This window comes from Pseudomonas sp. PDM30 (assembly GCF_019218985.1).
Classification (GTDB): Bacteria; Pseudomonadota; Gammaproteobacteria; order Pseudomonadales; family Pseudomonadaceae; genus Aquipseudomonas; species Aquipseudomonas jessenii.
The window spans coordinates 424989-441977 of sequence record NZ_JAHUWM010000004.1; the positions used below are offsets into that span (position 1 = coordinate 424989).

Genomic DNA, 16989 nt, shown 5'->3' on the forward strand with positions numbered 1-16989 from the left:
CATGACGAACTTTCAACACTGCCAATCGGCGGTGACGCCCTCGGCTTGCCTGAAGAATGTCATCGAGCAGTCTGGTGTCACCCATCACAAGGCTGTGCCGGTCCTGTTTCGTGACGCACTTCAGTCCGTTTATGGCCCGCTCGATTGGCAGCCAGAGCCAGACGGTTTGATTCATCGCTTCCACGTTCCCGGCGACAAACCGGGCAGCGAAAACGGCTGGTATGTTTTGTACCTGGACGGCATTGCGTCGGGCGCGTTTGGCAGCTGGAAAGCGGGCTGCACCAGCACCTGGTGCAGCCGTGAACCTGCCGATCCGCGTGAAGCCGAACAAGTGCGCCAGTACGTCGAGCAAGCCAAACGCCTACGCGAAGCCGAGCGGCAACAGCGCCAGTTTAAGGCAGCGATCCGCGCTCAGCGTTGGTGGCGCGATGCGCGGCGCGCTGACCCATCTCACCCGTACCTTGTCGCCAAGGGCGTCCGTCCGCATGGCCTGCGTCAGAGTGGTGACGCCTTGCTGGTGCCGCTGTATGTGGCAGGCGAGCTGGTCAACCTGCAGCGTATTGCTCGCGATGGCAGCAAACGCTTTCTCGCGGGTGGCCGGATCAAGGGCAGCTATTCGCCGCTGGGCATTATCGTCCCGGGCCAACCGCTGTGCATCTGTGAAGGTTGGGCCACGGGCGCCACGCTGCACCAGCACGGCTACGCCGTGGCCTGCGCCATGAACAGCGGCAACCTCAAACCCGTAGCGCTCGCCCTGCGCTCCCGCTACCCACAACAGCCAATCCTCATCGCCGGCGACGACGACCGGCTCACCGATGGCAATCCCGGGCGCACCGCCGCCAATGCCGCCGCCGCGCTCGTGGGTGGCCAAGTCGCGTTCCCACAGTGGCCAGAAGACGCCCCTGCCGACCTCACCGACTTCAACGACCTCGCCAATTGGAAGCGCGCCCATGTCCCTGCCTGACAGCAACGTCATCAGCCTTCGGCCTGATGCGCCGACCATTGCGCCTGAGCGCCCCTGCTGGGCCGTGTACGAACAGTGGGTCACCAATGAGAAGGGCCGCAAGTTGCGCCCGGGTGTGTACCGCCACGGGATCAAGCGCGCAGCGGGCCAAGATGAAGACGACGCCGACAACGACACCAATGATCGCCCGATCATCGATGAATGGATCGCCAGCCCGGTGACCGTCACAGCGCGGACAACCAACAGCGATGACGGCAGCGAGGGACGTTTGCTGCGTCTGTGCACCGACAGCGGCATCAAGGAATGGATCATTCCCATGGAGGTGTTCGGCGGCAGTGGCGAGGATGCCCGCCGCCAGTTGTTCGGCATGGGCGTCATCATCGCGCTGAAAAAGCGCGCCGCCTTCATGGAGTACCTGCTGGAGCAGCGCCCCGAAGAAGTGTTCGCCACCACGGGCCGCCCGGGCTGGCATGAGTCGGGCGCCTTTGTTTTGCCTGGGCGCACCCTCGGCAGCGACAAGGTGCGTTATCAGGCCAGCGGCAAAGGCCAGAACCTGTTCAGCGTGCGCGGCGAGCTGGCGCTCTGGCAACGCGAAGTTGCCGCCAAGTGCGCGGGCAATCCGGTGCTGACGTTGGCGATTGGCTGCGCGCTGGCCGGACCACTGCTGAGTCTAGTTGGCGTACTCGGTGGCGGCGTGCACCTGGTGGGCGACAGTTCCAGCGGCAAGTCGTTGGCACAGTTAATTGGCTCGTCGGTGTGGGGTGACCCCGGCGTGTTCGCCGCCAGTTGGGACATGACCAAGGGAGGCTTGGAGATCGAGGCGGCCGGGCGCAATGACACCCTGTTGCCGCTGGACGAAATCAAGCGTGCCGATCCTAAGCGTGTTCAGGAGATGGCTTACTCGCTGGCCAACGGTCAGGGCAAGGGCACCATGACCCGTGAGCGCGAAGGTCGGGCCAAACTGAGCTGGCGCCTGCTCACCTTGTCCAGTGGTGAGCGCTCCCTGTCTGAGCACGCCGCCATTTCTGGCAACGCCGCCCACGCCGGTGCTGAACTGCGCATGGTCGATGTGAACGCCGGCACTCGCGCCCACCGCGCCTTCGATGAGTTGCACGGCCTCGAAGGTGCCGACTTTCACCGCCTGCTCACAGTGGCCGTGGGTGCCCACCATGGTCACCTGGGGTCCGCGTTCGTTGAGCAACTGCTCGCCAGCGACGACCGCCCCGGCCTGCTGGAAAACTTCGCCAACGTGCGCGCCAAGTTCGTCGAGGACAACGCACAGGCCGGCCGGGTCGCTGACCGCTTCGCCGTGATCGCGCTCGCCGGGGAAATGGCCATCGCCTATGGCCTGTTGCCTTGGGCACCGGGCAGCGCCCTGACCGACTGCCAGTTGCTGTATGGCGAGTGGCTGGCGCGGGTCGGCAGCGGCAATGCCGAAGACCGACAGATCCTCGCTGGCATCCTCGACTTTATCGACAAGCACGGCAGCAGCCGTTTCTCCGACGTGGATGACCACACACCCGACTCCAAGGTGTTCAACCGGGCCGGTTACTGGGAGGTATCCCTCGGTAAACGCCTGTACCTGTTCAACAAGTCGGCGCTGGTCGAGGCCGCCAACGGTTACGGCCTCAGTCGTGTGGTTAAGGCGCTGGACGGGGTGGGCGCTTTCGCCAAGCGCGACACCGACCGAGACAGTCGCAAGACCAAAAAATATCGCCTGCCCGGTGGCGGGTCAGCGCGCCTGTATGTCGTCGATACCGAAGCCATGGACCTGGAGGCCGCCCATGTATGACCACTCAATCCCAATGGCCGACTTCACAGGAACCTAGTTTTGTGGGGAACACGGGGAACAGTGGGAACAGCCAATGTTTCCGGGGCCTTGGCGCGTTCCCCCTTATAGAGATGTTGGGGAACAGGGGGAACACACACCTGTTTTTCTATAAACGACCCTGCCTCTGCCCAGCGACCTGGTGGGAGGTGTTCGGCACATAGGGCGTGGCCAGCCGTCGATTTACCTCACTCATTACTTTTTTGGAGACCGTAGGCCGCTGGGTTCACCCCTGGCGGCCTTTTCATTTGTACACGCCACCAACACCGACCCATTGAGCAGTCGCGCCGGCAGTCATTCAACGAGGTGACCAGACGGCGGTTTTTTCATTAATGCCGTTAGATAGGGGTTCAATTCGGTCATGGCGCAGGTGGACAGGCGTTAGATTGCAAGATTCACAAAACAACCTGCAAACCACGAACGGCGGGGTCTGCGAGTCGACTCAACAATTTGTTAATGCCGAGGTTTGAAAATGGTAACGGGGACCGTTTCAGCGACCCGGCAATCCATGGAAAAAGCCCATTGCAGAGCAAGACAGGAGCAAGATGCCCGGCAAGACCAAAAGCGCCGAAGACAGCGCTGTGTCAGGCCTAGAGCCGAAAACCGAAATTAATCTTATAAGAGGATTCAAATCGATGAAAAGACTCACGGCCTGCCTTTATCTCACCGCTACCGAACGAACAGCTAACGGAAAGGTAACGGTGTAATCGTTAACCCATCGTTAGAGCCGTGAACCCACCAATTCAAAACGAAGAGCGCGATCGCGCACTTTTGCGGCATGCCAACGGGGTGCATTTCCTGCACCCCGGCAGGGCTTCGATGCATCTCCTCTCATAGCCAGTCCGGTTTCCCAGTCATGCCCTCGTACCCTCAGTGGGGGCCATCCTTGACGAGCGCGAAGGAAGTCAGTATTTTTCTGGAATGGTCATTCCAGAAAGGCTGCTCCAATGCGCACCAAAGAATTTGAGCAGGATGAAATCGTCGATGCAGCTATGCAGGTTTTTTGGCAGCTCGGCTATTGCGCCACCTCGATACAGGACCTGGTCGACGGTACAGGATTATCTCGAAGCAGCCTGTACAACGCATTTGAGAATAAGCATGGCTTGTACGAGCATGTATTACGCCGTTATCACGATCTGACTGCCTCGAACATAGCGTTGCTTCAGGAATCAGGCTCCGTCAAAGCGTTGATCCAGCAACTGCTGCTGAGGATTGTGAATGATGAGCTCAGCGATACAGGGGCACGCGGCTGCCTTGCCGCCAATGCCTCACTTGAGCTGGCTGGCCAAGACAAATCCATTGCCGAGTTGGTCTCTCTCAACTTCCTCCGTCTGGAGAAAGCTTTAGAGCAAGCACTCACTCGTGGCCAGAAAACTGGGGAAATTCTTGCGCACAAGAAACCTCGCGCGCTCGCACGCTTTATCGTGAACACGATTCAGGGCCTGCGAGTATTGAGTAAAGGCAGTGCTCACCAGAACCGTCGACAACGCCTGTTGGACGTGGTCGATATCACGATGGACGCTTTGTAACCAAAACGGGATGTTGGAATACTTCGAGTGAAAATCTGGCAGAGGTCAGATTTTTTTGCCTAGTACTGGAATGATCATTCCAGAAAGATCAAAGCAACCTCGGACGGTTGATTAGGAATAGGACATGAACTCTTTCTCAGGGATACAACAATGAGCACGCACGGAAACAATGGATTGATAGCACCGGGTCTTGATGAAACGTCTTCTGTGCAAAGACTGCCCCTCTGGAAACTGTTGGCATTCACGGTGGCTGGCTTCATCACCATCATGACGGAAACCATGCCAGCAGGTCTGCTGCCTCTGATTGGACAGGATCTTGGCGTCTCGCAGGCCATGGCTGGCCAGTTAATTACGCTCTATGCGTTGGGCTCGGTTCTGGCGGCGATTCCAGTCGTTGCTGCTACGCGGAAATGGCATAGGAGACCGTTGTTTCTGCTGGCAATTGCCGGGCTGCTGGTATTCAACACTGTGACGGCGTTGTCCTCCCACTATGTGTTGACCTTGGCCGCGCGGTTTATCGCCGGAATGGCGGCGGGCGTGATATGGGGACTGTTGGCCGGTTATGCACGACGCATGGTGCCTCATGATCTCCAAGGGAAAACCCTGGCGATTGTCGGTATCGGCCAACCCGTGGCCTTGTGTCTTGGCGTACCCCTCGGCACTTGGCTGGGGACCCTATTTGATTGGCGTGGCGTGTTCTGGATCATGTCAGCCCTCGCATTGTTTTTGTTCGTTTGGGTGCGATTTGGTGTGCCTGACTACCCGGGACAAACTGAACGTCAGCGCCAGCCGCTCCGAAGTATTTTTCTTACCCCTGGCCTGCGCTCGATATTGGTTGTGATCTTCGTTTGGATGCTCGCGCACAACATTCTTTACACCTATATCGCGCCGTTCTTAGTCTCCGTGGGGCTTGGCCAGCGGATAGACCTCGTCCTTATGCTCTTCGGTATTACCTCTATCGTCGGCATCGGGGTCACAGGAATGTGGGTGGATCGTGGGTTGCGTGCGCTGACGCTCCTGAGTCTGGTGGTTTTCGCGCTGGCGATGCTGGTGTTGGGAATGGCAAGCAGCTCTCCCAACGTTGTGCTCCTCAGCATCGCGATCTGGGGTCTGACGTTCGGTGGCGCTCCCACACTATTACAGACGGCCATTGCCGATACCGCTGGTGATGGCGCCGATGTTGCGCAGTCGATGCTGGTCACCATTTTCAACCTGGCAGTAGCCGGAGGTGGCATTGCTGGCGGCTTGTTACTGGAACATGTGGGGCCGAACTCTTTCCCTCCAACACTTCTGATATTGGCGTTGCTCGGGCTGACTGTGGTTTGGCAAGCCAGGGCCAATGGTTTCAAGCCTGGTCATCGAGCCATCACGCAATAATGTGCTCAATGGCCCGATAGGAGAGCGCCGGCACGCTGGGAAATTTCAACGGGTCCTCCCGAGGGGGTGGGCCTAGGGGGTAATTCGGGCCCCGCGTCTTCGGTATATATGACCTTTTTTCGGTGGTTGGTTGTTGTTTAGTCGCTCACTGCAAGCCCCGCCCCCTATGGGTTTAGCTGGCCTGTACATCGCAACGACTCAGGCTAGCCATATCGATATCCAAGAGCTCCAAGTTTGAGCATGACGCGGCAACGCACGTTGGAAGGCTTCCCATACCAGAACCTGACGAATTGGAGGCGGATATCGAGAGGTTAGCGGCATGGAGGAGCGCTCTAGATAAGCGCTCGAAAGAAACAGCCAAAGCTAGGGGTAAATCCTGTTCTAGCTCAACGGTGCAGAACCTGAGGCGCTGGGGCCAAGCTCTTGCCGCAAGGGCCACCGCTCACGAGATAGATAAACGTCCGCTTCTGGCCGCTCTCTGCCTTTCACGACCGGCTGAAACCGACCCAAAGGAGACGCTCAGAAGCGTCTCTGGATTCTGGGGCGTTTCACTTGTGTAGGATTTTTTGCCGATAATGGCCGCGTCGAAGAAATGACAGGTTCAGGCAGGTTGGTCGGCCAACAGGCTTGTCAGTCGCCCTTGAATCTCTCCTTCTATTTTTTCAGGCGGCGGGGCTCGGGGGGCGCCTTGCTCTCTCGATAGGAAGCTGCCCAATTCGAAGGTGTCTTGCCAAACTGGCTGCGGAACCAGCGTGAAAAATCACCAGCCGAGGAAAAGCCGAGCAGTTCGGCCACCTCATATAATCGGCGTTTGCTGTTGGCCAGATACTCTTCGGCGAGTTCAGCCCGTACAGCGTTGATAATCGTTGTGACACTTTCACCCTCAGTTGCCAGGTGTCGGTTAAGGGTGCGTCGATGCATGCCAAGATGCTGGGCAACTGCATCGACAGAACACAGTCCGCTTGGCAGCAGCATCTTGACGATCTGGCGTACCCGCTGCGTCGGCTCGTCGCGCAGGTTAGCCAATTGCATGTCCAGCGATCGTTTCACTTCGCGATGCAGCGCCGGGTCCGCCTCAGGTATGGCCATATCCAAATCACGCCCGCGGCAAACGATGGCATTGAACTCCTGAGAGAACTTGATCGCGGTTCCCAACACACGGTGGTGTACTTCAAGGCTGGAGGGGGGCTCGTGAGTAAAACTGATCCTTACCGGCCGGAAGGTATAGCCGCTCAGAATGCACAACGTGCGCAGGATAATTCCGGTTGCTTGTTCAATCGCCTGGCGCCAAACGCCATGATGGCCCTGCATGTTCACACCCAAATGCAATAGGGTCAGATCGCCTACATCCTCAAGCCACAATTGCACACCGGCGTTATGCAGTCGCGTATAGCGAAAGCAAGATTGCAAGGCGGCGCGTAGTGTCGGCTCTTCGCGGATAAGCAGCGCCAGCATGCCAAAGTTGGAAAGGTGTCTCTTTTCGGCGAGCATCAGGCCGAAAGCCTCTTGGCCGGACAATCGAGCTGACTCCTCCAGCAGCCACCCGACCGAATCGCTACTGATCATGATATTCGGATCGTCGAGGGCACTGGCCGGCAGCTTGGCCATCCGCAGCATACGAAATGGATCGAGCCCCACTGAACGGGCAATCTGTTCATAGTTGGTAAGGCTGGCACTCCGCGTCAGGGTATACATGCTTTCCCTCCTGTCCCAATTTCGCAAGATTGTGTCCTGCGAAGCTTAGTGCAGGATGCGTCGTCAGAGCTACCTTCAGGCTTCTGAAAATAGAGAGCGGAAGGTAATGGATACGCGCTAGAACCTACTGCGGTTCAACAGCACGGCCCTTGGTCATGGGGATGCTCACGCGTGTGGGCATTGAAGTCACTTTCGTAAGCCGTAGCGGCTACACGCTTGATAACAACAATAAAACAAAGCTATTGAGGAGGCTGCATGGCCTTTCACCCAATCGCCGCCGACGACTCCGGTGGAGTCGGCGTTGCGCGTAAATATGCCTGGATCGTCTTTGCCCTGACGTTCGGCCTGTTGATTTCCGATTACATGTCACGCCAAGTGCTCAACGCAGTGTTCCCCCTGCTCAAGAGCGAGTGGATACTGAGCGACGGCCAGCTCGGCCTGCTCAGTGGCATCGTCGCCCTGATGGTCGGTTTGCTGACGTTTCCCCTGTCGTTGCTGGCCGACCGCTTCGGCCGGGTCAAGAGCCTGGCATTGATGGCGCTGCTGTGGAGTGTGGCCACCCTGGGATGCGCGCTGGCGCAGGACTACCAGCAGATGTTCATCGCCCGGTTCATGGTCGGCGTCGGCGAAGCCGCTTACGGCAGCGTGGGCATTGCGGTGGTGATATCGGTGTTTCCTAAACACATGCGCGCCACCCTGACCAGCGCTTTCATGGCCGGCGGCTTGTTTGGCGCCGTGCTGGGCATGGCGTTGGGCGGTGCGATCGCGGCCAAGCTGGGCTGGCGCTGGTCGTTCGCCGGCATGGCGCTGTTCGGCCTGTGCCTGGCGGTGTTGTACCCGCTCATCGTCAAGGAAGCGCGCATTGCGCCACAACGTGCCGCGCAGATTGCGAACAAGACCGCTGCCGCGGTCAAACGCCCGTTGCGCACACTCTGGTCCAGCCGCTCGGTGGTGGCGACCTACGTCGGCAGCGGCTTGCAGTTGTTCGTCGGCGGTACAGTGATGGTGTGGATTCCCAGCTACCTCAACCGTTACTACGACATGCCCACCGACAAGGCCGGCGGCATGGCGGCGCTCATCGTGTTGTGCAGCGGGGTGGGAATGATTCTGTGCGGCATGCTCAGCGACCGCCTGTGTCGGCATTCGCCGGAACGCAAGGTCGCCTTGGCCATCGGTTTTTGCCTGGGCAGCTGTTTGCTGTTGTCCGCCGCTTTTGCCTTGCAGGCGGGGCCCGTGCAACTGCTGCTGATCTGCCTGGGCATGCTGATTGCCACCGGTACCACTGGCCCCGCCGGTGCGATGGTTGCCAACCTGACCCATTACTCGGTGCACGGTACGGCGTTCGCCACACTGACCCTGGCCAACAACCTGCTCGGGCTGGCGCCGGGGCCGTTCATCACCGGCCGGGTGTCCGATCTGATCGGTCTGCATGCCGCGTTTCAACTGGTGCCACTGGTCAGCCTCGCGGCGGCCGCGGTGTTCTTTTACGCCAAGTGTCATTACCACAAAGATATTGCCCGGCTTCAGGGTCAGAGCGTGCCTGACCCTGTCCGTGAAGCCGGGATAGAGGTGAAGTTGTGAGTCGTCGTTTACGTATTGATGTGCCGGATCGGCAAGCGCCAACTGGAGCACTCGCAGGTTCAGTTTCAACGTGCCGAATGTGCAGTCCCACCGCAGATGACGGTGGTGGGCTCACGACCCGCCAAAACGCTACTGGCCTCCATGATCGAAGCGCTGCGCGGAAGTGATCGCGAGCATAACCGGCATGCGCCGACCCATTCCTGTGCCTGCTGGCAATATCCCGCCGGCCGGGGGCCATACCAAGGGCGGCTATCTGCCCACTTCCACCCAACTCAAAATCAATAACTACCCAGCCGAGATCATCGACGGCCAGGCGTTCATTGCTACCTTTTCCGAGGAGTCCGCGCCATGAGCGCCATTGCTCTCACCCGTATCCACAGTCGCACACGCGAATTGGCACCGGGCTTTATCGTCAGCCTGATCGTGGCCGCCGCCGCGTCGTTTTTGTCCGAGCACTACGGCGCACCGGTCATGTTGTTCGCCTTGTTGCTGGGCATGGCCTTGAATTTTCTTGCCGACGACGGTCCCTGCAAAGTCGGCGTCGAGTTCACCGCCCGCACGGTACTGCGCATTGGCGTGGCGCTGCTGGGCATGCGCATCACCCTGGAGCAAATGGCGGCGCTGGGCTGGAAGCCGATGGTGCTGGTGGTGATCCTGGTGGTGGGGACCATTGCTGTCTCAGTGATCGCCGCGAAGTTTCTGGGTTTCTCGCGGCTGTTTGGCATGCTCACCGGTGGTGCCACGGCCATCTGCGGCGCCTCGGCGGCCCTGGCATTAGCAGCGGCGCTACCGAACCATCCGCAGAAAGAGCGCGCGACCCTGTTCACGGTGATCGGCGTGTCGGCGCTGTCGACGCTGGCGATGATCATCTACCCGATGATCGCCAACTGGCTGGAGTTGTCACCGCAGGTGGCGGGTGTGTTCCTCGGTGCCACGATCCACGACGTGGCCCAAGTGGTCGGCGCCGGCTACAGCATGTCGACCGAGACCGGCGACACGGCCACGGTGGTCAAGCTGATGCGCGTCGCCATGTTGCTGCCGGTGATCGTCACCGCGGCGATGATCACCCGCATGCAGGGCGCCGACCCGACCGGCAAGCGTCCGCCGCTGCTGCCATGGTTCGCCGTCGGCTTTCTGATTCTCGCCTGCATCAACAGCACCGGCTGGATCGCTCCGGCGGTGCAAGGCGGGGTCAATGAGTTGTCGCGCTGGTGCCTGGTGATTTCCATCAGTGCCTTGGGCATGAAGACCCGACTCAAGGAGCTGGCGGCGGTCGGGATCAAACCGATCCTGCTGATGGTCGGTGAGACGGTGTTCCTGGTCGTGCTGGTGCTGTTGTTGCTGCACTGGGGTCTCTGAAAACAGGCTTCACACAGGTTTATGGCAGGGCTTCACTGGGCTGGCTCCTCGTTACAGTGAAGCTCACCACCGGTGTCACAAACATCGGTTTTTTGCGGCGACTGTACCAGCAGTCGCCGTTTTTTTGGTTCGTCACGAATGTTGGGAAAGATGCACTTGATCTACTTGAAAAAGAATTCGCAATACTCATATCACGCACAAGAACGCCGATTTGTCAGATGTGTTTGCTCGCACGAACATCATCAGTCAAATCGGCGCTGTTGTTTCTGAGTTTCCCGAGATTGCGTGAAAACCCTATTTTTTGCCTTGTACTCAGAAGGATTTAGGGGCTGCGGCACTCTCTGCGCAGAGACCGGACTGTTTCTGCGCGCTGCGCCACGCCGCCGGTGGCATGCCAAACTGGTTGATGAACCAGCGGGTAAAGGAGCTGGCCATGGAGAAGCCGAACATGTCGGCGATGCGGCTCATCGAGTTGTTCGGGTTCTCCAGATAACGCAGCGCCAGGTCGCGGCGCACGTCATTGATCAGGTCGTTGAAGGCACAGCCGTCGTCCTGCAGACGGCGTTGAAAGGTGCGCACGTTCATGCCCTGTGACAGGGCGATCTGCTCTAGGGTGGCGCGCCCCATGGGCAACAACAGGTAGATGGCCTTGCGCACCTCGAACAGCATCGAGGTGCTTTCATCGCCCTGCAAGGAATCGATGTAGTCTTGGGCATAACGGGCCATGGACGGGTCGGCATTGGGATTGATCATATCGAGACTGGCTTCGGAGCAAACGATGCCGTCGAACTCGCTGCCGAATTCCAGATTGCAGCCGAACAGGCGCTGATGTAAGTGCAGGCTGTCTGGCGGCTGGTGCATGAAGTTGACGCTGTAGGGGCGCCACTTCGAGCCGAGCAGTGTCGAGCACAAGCGGAACAGCACGCCAATGACCAGCTCCGTGGCTTGGCGATTGGGCAGCAGTGTCTCGGTGACCATCACTGCACGAATGATCACCATCCTGCCGGCCTCTTCAACGAAGACTCCCAGGGAATCGTTCATCAGATGACGGTAGCGCTCCATCACCTGCAAGGCGTCGCGCAGGGTGCGCTGTTGGCTGAGCAGCAGGCTGACTACACCGAGGTCCGAAAGCTGGCGTGACTCGGCCATGCGCAGGCCGAAGGTCTGGCAATCGCTGGCGGCGGCCGAATCTTCCAGCAGACGTACGGCGGCATCGATGGGAATGCGGTATTCAGGGGCTTGCAGCTGAGCCTTGTTCAGGCCGGCAACTGCCAGCACGTCACGCGGGTTGAATCCCAGGTCCTGGGTGACTTCCAGGTATTTGGTCAAGACGGCGGCGCGAACAAGCTTGGGCATGTATAGGATCTCCCTCGGCCGATGGCGGCGTTTCTTTTTTCATCGAAAATGTATTGAGCGAGAAGACGGCGCTTCTGGAAGTACTGATAGCGCTAGCGATCTTCAACCTTGGTCTGGCGTATTGCAGAGCAGGAAGCGCGGTCCCATTGTAGGGAGCACGAGCGCGGCGTTATGGGCATGGCGGGATAATTTCTTTGCATATTGGGACACTACCGGCGAGCCAAGAATGGCCGCGGCAGAAGCAGCTCTATAGTCTTTCGCGCTGTCCCAATTTCACAAGATTGTGTCCTGTCAAGCTCAGTGCGGGGCACCCTCTCAGAGCTACCTTCAAGCCCACAACTAATAAGATGGAGGTAGATAATGGATACGCGCACTTCAATGCGTATCGGTCAGCCGCTCGCTGCAATGGCGCAGGTGGATGCCGACGATCCTGGTGCATTCAACCACTGCTTTGCCGACGTCAACGGCATCCGCATGCACTACATCGACGAGGGCCAGGGCCCGCTCGTCATCCTGCTGCACGGCTTCCCCTACTTCTGGTACATGTGGCGGCGCCAGATCGTGGCATTGGCCGAGGCCGGCTATCGGGTTGTGGTGCCCGATCAACGCGGGTTCGGGCAATCGGACCGCCCCGACGCCATCGAAGCCTATGACATGAGCCAGTCCGTCGGCGACATGGTGGGTTTGATGGCGGCCCTGGGCGAAACCTCTGCGGTGATCATCGGCCACGACCTGGGCGCCTGGGTGGCCCAGGCGGCCGCCATGTTGCGCCCGGATCTGTTCAGTGGCCTGGTGATGCTCAATACCCCGGTACCGCCGCGGGGCAAGGTCAAGCCAACCGTGGGCTTGCAGGCCATAGCGAAAGGCCGGGTCTACCACCACCTGTATTTCCAGCAGCTCACCAAGCCGGATCGCGAGCTGGCCGCTGATCCGCGCAAGACCTTGAGCAGCGTCTTCTACTCGATCTCCGGCAGCGCCGTCGGAGCCGAACGCTGGCGTCTGTTTGTCGAGGCCGGTGAGCCGATTCTCAACGCCTTTACCGAGCCGAAGGGAGCGTTCCCGTCCTGGCTGAGCCCGCGGTCGCTCGACTACTACGTCGCCGAGTACACGCGCACGGGGTTTACCGGTGCCCTGAATTACTACCGCTGTCGCGACCGCAACTGGGAAATCACCGCGTTTCTCGACGGAGCGAAGGTCAGCCAGCCAAGCCTGTTCATCGGTGGTGCTGCCGACCCTTCCCTGGAGCCGGTGGAAATCCGCAGCCTCTACGACCAGATGGAAGCCTACCTGCCCGCTCTGCGCAAAAAGGTGCTGCTACCCGGTGTAGGCCATAGCGCCGCAGAGGAAAGCCCGGCTCAGGTCAACGAATTGCTGCTGGAGTTTCTCGAGCAGTTGATGTCCGGCGACCCGACCTCTGAGCCAGCGGCTGGCTAAACCCCCTGATAGCGGTAATGCAAAGGCAGGGCGAACGCTACCGGCATCTGCCGTAACGTCCGCCCTGCCTTTGCACATGGACAGGGCTGGATTTTTTCCTTGTTACTCAGCTGGCAGCCTTGACCAGCAGATGATCGCCGAACTGCTCGCGCAGACGGTTCTTCAACACCTTGCCCGTAGCACCCAGTGGAATCGTGTCGACGAAGACCACATCATCCGGCGTCCACCACTTGGCAATCTTGCCATCATAAAAGGCCAGCAGATCTTCCCGGGTCAGGGCTGCCTGCGCTTTCCTGACGATGATCAGCAAGGGCCGTTCATCCCACTTCGCGTGTTTCGCGGCGATGCAGGCCGCCTGGGCGACTGAGGGATGGCTCAGGGCAATGTTCTCCAGATCGATCGAGCCGATCCACTCGCCACCCGACTTGATCACATCCTTGCTGCGATCGGTGATCTGCATGAAGCCATCGCCATCGATGGTTGCCACATCGCCGGTGGGGAACCAGGTCTGGCCGGCGTGTTCGAGCAGCGGCGAACAGTCGCTTTCATTTCTGAAATAGTCGCGTACCACCCAGGGGCCGCGCACCATCAGGTCACCCGAGGTCGCGCCGTCCCAAGGCAGTTCCAGGCCGTCCGCGCCGACGATCTTCATGTCGACACCAAACACTGCGCGGCCTTGTTTGGACTGCACGGCATTACGCTCTTCCGGGGACATGCCAAAGTGCTTGGCCTTGAGGGTGCCAATGGTGCCGATCGGGCTCAATTCCGTCATCCCCCAGACGTGCAACACCGCCACGCCGTAGGTCTCCTGAAACTTGTGCAGCATTGCCGTGGGACAGGCTGCACCGCCAATGATGGTGCGTTTCATGCTGGAGAAAGGCTCGCCGGTTTGCTCCAGATGCCCCAGCAGCCCTTGCCAGACCGTGGGTACGCCAGCAGAGAGGGTCACCTGCTCCGCTTCGAGCAGTTCGAACAGCGATTTGCCGTCCAGCGCAGGGCCGGGAAATACCAGCTTGGCCCCGACCATGCACGCGATGTACGGGAGCCCCCAGGCGTTGACATGGAACATGGGCACAACCGGCAGGATGACGTCGCGCGCCGAACAGTTCAGGGCATCCGGCAGCGCGGCGGCATAGGTGTGCAGCAGCGAAGATCGATGACTGTACATCACGCCTTTCGGGTTGCCCGTGGTGCCGGAGGTGTAGCAGAGCGTGCAGGCGGCATCCTCGTCGAGATCCGGCCAGACGTAATCGCAGGCGCCCTGTTGCAGCAGATCTTCATAGCACAGCAGGTTGTCGATACCGGTGTCTGTCGGCAGGTGATCGGTCATGGCGATGAACGCCTTGACCGTTGGGCAGCGGCCAGCGATGAGCTTGATCAGCGGCAGGAAGGTCATGTCGAAGAAGATGTACTGGTCTTCGGCATGATTAGCGATGTAAGCCACCTGGTCTTCATGCAGGCGAGGGTTGATGGTATGCACAATGGCACCCATGCCGGACACGCCGTAGTACAACTCCAGGTGACGATAGCCATTCCAGGCCAGCGTGCCGACCCGGTCGGCGGGTTGGACACCCAGGCTGGTCAGCGCGCTGGCCATCTGGCGCGCGCGACGGTGGCAGTCACGGAAGGTGTAGCGGTGGATATCGCCCTCCACCCTGCGAGACACGATCTGCGTATCGCCATGATGGCGGTCGGCATGCTCAATGAGCGAGGAGATCAATAGCTGCTTTTGCATCATTAGGCCATTCATGGCATCGCTCCGTTCTTATGTTTGTGATCGGGGAGCGAGCAGGCGGCCAGGCCCCTGTCAGATTCCGCGTCAAGACCGCGAACCGACACAGCCTGTTTCCCTCCCCTGGATTTTTGCGATCTGGCAACTGCCCCGGCTCCCCCTTAAAACCGGGGATGCCGGGATTTCCATGAAATGCAGGTCAGTTGAATGCCGTGAGGTCTTTCGGTGCGATGTCATGCTGCTCGCAATAGGCGAGATAACGCTTGAGCCCGGACTTCCAGTTTTCCAGCGCGACGATGTTGTCGTTGTCATCGACAAACGCGAGATCGCCATTGACCTGGACCAGGGTCAGCACATAGCCGTCGCCATTGCCGGTACTGACGACTTCCGGGGTGTGAGTCGACCCGGCCGTCTCGTAGACAATGCTGCCCGGGCCGGCCACCCAGTCATGCTCCTTGTATTTCCACTGGCCTTCGAAGGTGTAGACCATCACCGTGCCCGTGTGGTGGTGCTTGGGCAGCTGCATGTCGATCGGCGCCTTCATCATGACGATCCATTCGCCACGGATCGGGTCGAGCTTGAAGTACTTGAGCAGGACGTTATCGGCATAAGGGGTAAACGGAATCCAGGGCAGGGATTCGCCATCGATGACTGCGGTGTCGACGTGTTCGTAGAGCATAGGTATCTCCGTTGATTGTTGTTTTGATCGGGAATTTTTCGGCGGCCGGGATGGTCCGACCATCACGGATGGTCGGGTGCCCGGGCTGTCTGTCAGGCAGTCAGGGTCAGGTCAGCGGGGTTCCCGCCAGGGTCGCGCGCAGCATCTTCCGTGGCGCATTGCCGTAGTCAGCCACGGCGTAGTGCTGGACTTGCAGGTTGTCCCACATGGCAACCGTATTGGTTCGCCACTTCAGGCGTACCTGGTATTCCGGAATCGCGGCCTGAGACATCAGGTAGTTCATCAGGTGATGAGCCTCGGGCATGAAGTCCTGGCCGTAGCGGATGTCCTCGAAGTTGAAGAAGTTCGAGAAATGGGTGGTGAATGCGGAATTGACGAACAGCACCTTCTCGCCGGTCTCGGGATGCACAAGCACCACCGGATGCTCGGCGCCGGGGGTCTTCAGGGCCATCGCGTGACGTTCTTCGCGTGGCAACTGGGCGCCAAAGGTCTGCTCGGCACCGTGCTTGGCATACAAGCCATCGATCCGTTGCTTGATGCTTTCGGGCAGCTTTTCGTAGGCCATCACCATGTTGGAAAACAGAGTATCGCCGCCGGTCTCCGGACCCAGTTCACAGCGCAATACCGCGCCCCGGGGCGGCGCCTGCTTGTAGGTGACATCGGCATGCCAGAGGTTTTCGCGACTAGCCTTTTCCACGTAGCTCTTGGGCTTGCTCGGATCGAGATTGCGGTACAGCATCAGCAGCTTGTCCGCCTCAGGATGGCTCGGCGCCAAGGGATGGGCTTCCAGTTCGCTGAATTGCGCGGCGAAGTGCTGTTGCTCCATTGGAGTGATGTTCTGGTCGCGAAAGAACAACACTTTGTGCTTGAGCCACAGCTCCCGGATTTGTGCGATCAATTCGGGGTCCTGGGCAGCGTCGACAAGGCTGACGTTGCTGAGCTCGGCGCCGATGGCGGGTGTGCAAAGCTCTACCTTGATCGAATGCTGGCGCACCGACGACCGGATGATGGCCGGTGCCGAGGGCGATGCTGGTGAAGGGGTGTTTTGGATGTCGGCGATTTTTGTCATTGTTGTCTCCAATCCGTGCTTGTACGGCGATGCGCAAGATGTGCATCCGGTATAGGTAACAGGCCCCCGCTGATGGCAGAGGTACTGGTCCTATAGTAGATATCTCGGGTACGAGACTATGGGCGCGGCGGGACAGTTTCTTAGCATATTGGGACGACGCGTCGGGACCACGGGCTAAGCTGATTAATGTCCACGCTCCGGCGCAGTTTTGCCTGCTGGGACGGTGTTTCTAGAGATGGGCGGAGGAGTGCATATCGTCAGGAGCATCGAGGGCGTCGAAAATCCACGCAATATGGCTGATCAGGAGCACTAAAAAGCACGTGAGCGGTCGCCGGGCCTCGCTTTTATGCGAGAGGCCCTGGGGGCTGCCTTGTTCTCCAGTTGTA

Annotated in this window: 13 protein-coding genes; 8 read left to right on the forward strand and 5 right to left on the reverse strand. The window is 59.4% G+C overall.

All coding sequences use genetic code 11. The features are described 5' to 3' along the window. The first annotated feature begins 1 nt into the window (after position 1). The 4 genes from KW840_RS12500 (at position 2) to KW840_RS12515 (ending at position 5698) form a co-directional block, all read left to right on the forward strand. Positions 2-964 carry a toprim domain-containing protein gene (locus KW840_RS12500; protein WP_218495289.1) on the forward strand — a complete coding sequence of 321 codons (963 nt, stop codon included), beginning with the start codon at positions 2-4 and terminating at the stop codon, positions 962-964. Next, positions 951-2756 (forward strand): DUF927 domain-containing protein, encoded by a 1806-nt coding sequence (locus tag KW840_RS12505; protein WP_218495290.1) that lies wholly within the window; start codon positions 951-953, stop codon positions 2754-2756. Before KW840_RS12500 ends, KW840_RS12505 begins: the two co-directional genes overlap by 14 nt. A gap of 983 nt (positions 2757-3739) precedes the next feature. Beyond that, positions 3740-4321 carry a TetR/AcrR family transcriptional regulator gene (locus KW840_RS12510; protein ID WP_218495291.1) on the forward strand — a complete coding sequence of 194 codons (582 nt, stop codon included), beginning with the start codon at positions 3740-3742 and terminating at the stop codon, positions 4319-4321. Positions 4322-4471: 150 nt separating this feature from the next. Then, positions 4472-5698 (forward strand): MFS transporter, encoded by a 1227-nt coding sequence (locus KW840_RS12515; protein ID WP_218495292.1) that lies wholly within the window; start codon positions 4472-4474, stop codon positions 5696-5698. Positions 5699-6352: 654 nt separating this feature from the next. On the opposite strand, the gene KW840_RS12520 is transcribed toward KW840_RS12515, so the two are convergent. Further along, complete coding sequence (locus KW840_RS12520) at positions 6353-7393, reverse strand: AraC family transcriptional regulator (protein WP_218495293.1); 1041 nt, start codon at positions 7391-7393, stop codon at positions 6353-6355. 255 nt (positions 7394-7648) lie between these two features. Here KW840_RS12520 and KW840_RS12525 point away from each other — a divergent pair, with 255 nt between their 5' ends. From KW840_RS12525 to KW840_RS12535, 3 genes are all read left to right on the forward strand, one after another. Further along, a complete protein-coding gene (locus KW840_RS12525) occupies positions 7649-8974 on the forward strand; it encodes an MFS transporter (RefSeq protein ID WP_218495294.1) in 1326 nt (441 codons plus the stop codon). A 184-nt stretch (positions 8975-9158) separates the two neighbouring features. Beyond that, positions 9159-9326, forward strand: a complete 168-nt coding sequence (locus KW840_RS12530) for a hypothetical protein (protein ID WP_191628031.1) — start codon at positions 9159-9161, stop codon at positions 9324-9326. Further along, on the forward strand, positions 9323-10333 hold the full coding sequence (locus KW840_RS12535) for a YeiH family protein (RefSeq protein WP_154863189.1): 1011 nt from the start codon (positions 9323-9325) through the stop codon (positions 10331-10333). Before KW840_RS12530 ends, KW840_RS12535 begins: the two co-directional genes overlap by 4 nt. 312 nt (positions 10334-10645) lie before the next feature. On the opposite strand, the gene KW840_RS12540 is transcribed toward KW840_RS12535, so the two are convergent. Next, the gene (locus KW840_RS12540) at positions 10646-11689 is read right to left on the reverse strand and encodes an AraC family transcriptional regulator (protein WP_218495295.1); all 1044 of its coding nucleotides are present in this window, start codon (positions 11687-11689) and stop codon (positions 10646-10648) included. Between the two features lie 360 nt (positions 11690-12049). On the opposite strand from KW840_RS12540, the gene KW840_RS12545 reads away from it, so the two are divergent. Then, on the forward strand, positions 12050-13123 hold the full coding sequence (locus KW840_RS12545; protein WP_218495296.1) for an alpha/beta fold hydrolase: 1074 nt from the start codon (positions 12050-12052) through the stop codon (positions 13121-13123). Positions 13124-13229: 106 nt separating this feature from the next. On the opposite strand, the gene KW840_RS12550 is transcribed toward KW840_RS12545, so the two are convergent. The 3 genes from KW840_RS12550 to KW840_RS12560 all read right to left on the reverse strand — a co-directional run bounded on the left by KW840_RS12550 (position 13230) and on the right by KW840_RS12560 (position 16513). Then, on the reverse strand, positions 13230-14873 hold the full coding sequence (locus KW840_RS12550; RefSeq protein WP_218495297.1) for a 3-(methylthio)propionyl-CoA ligase: 1644 nt from the start codon (positions 14871-14873) through the stop codon (positions 13230-13232). Positions 14874-15054: 181 nt separating this feature from the next. Continuing rightward, positions 15055-15534 carry a 2,4'-dihydroxyacetophenone dioxygenase family protein gene (locus KW840_RS12555; protein WP_218495298.1) on the reverse strand — a complete coding sequence of 160 codons (480 nt, stop codon included), beginning with the start codon at positions 15532-15534 and terminating at the stop codon, positions 15055-15057. Between the two features lie 106 nt (positions 15535-15640). Beyond that, positions 15641-16513 (reverse strand): TauD/TfdA family dioxygenase, encoded by an 873-nt coding sequence (locus KW840_RS12560; protein ID WP_218495534.1) that lies wholly within the window; start codon positions 16511-16513, stop codon positions 15641-15643. Positions 16514-16989 lie beyond the last annotated feature (476 nt).

Excerpts from the sequence above, each read along its gene's own strand:
- KW840_RS12550 (WP_218495297.1), bottom strand. The coding sequence starts at position 14,873 with ATGAATGGCCTAATGATGCAAAAGCAGCTATTGATCTCCTCGCTCATT.
- KW840_RS12530 (WP_191628031.1), top strand. The coding sequence starts at position 9,159 with ATGCGCCGACCCATTCCTGTGCCTGCTGGCAATATCCCGCCGGCCGGG.
- KW840_RS12510 (WP_218495291.1), top strand. The coding sequence starts at position 3,740 with ATGCGCACCAAAGAATTTGAGCAGGATGAAATCGTCGATGCAGCTATG.
- KW840_RS12540 (WP_218495295.1), bottom strand. The coding sequence starts at position 11,689 with ATGCCCAAGCTTGTTCGCGCCGCCGTCTTGACCAAATACCTGGAAGTC.
- KW840_RS12555 (WP_218495298.1), bottom strand. The coding sequence starts at position 15,534 with ATGCTCTACGAACACGTCGACACCGCAGTCATCGATGGCGAATCCCTG.
- KW840_RS12505 (WP_218495290.1), top strand. The coding sequence starts at position 951 with ATGTCCCTGCCTGACAGCAACGTCATCAGCCTTCGGCCTGATGCGCCG.
- KW840_RS12515 (WP_218495292.1), top strand. The coding sequence starts at position 4,472 with ATGAGCACGCACGGAAACAATGGATTGATAGCACCGGGTCTTGATGAA.
- KW840_RS12520 (WP_218495293.1), bottom strand. The coding sequence starts at position 7,393 with ATGTATACCCTGACGCGGAGTGCCAGCCTTACCAACTATGAACAGATT.
- KW840_RS12545 (WP_218495296.1), top strand. The coding sequence starts at position 12,050 with ATGGATACGCGCACTTCAATGCGTATCGGTCAGCCGCTCGCTGCAATG.
- KW840_RS12500 (WP_218495289.1), top strand. The coding sequence starts at position 2 with ATGACGAACTTTCAACACTGCCAATCGGCGGTGACGCCCTCGGCTTGC.
- KW840_RS12535 (WP_154863189.1), top strand. The coding sequence starts at position 9,323 with ATGAGCGCCATTGCTCTCACCCGTATCCACAGTCGCACACGCGAATTG.
- KW840_RS12525 (WP_218495294.1), top strand. The coding sequence starts at position 7,649 with ATGGCCTTTCACCCAATCGCCGCCGACGACTCCGGTGGAGTCGGCGTT.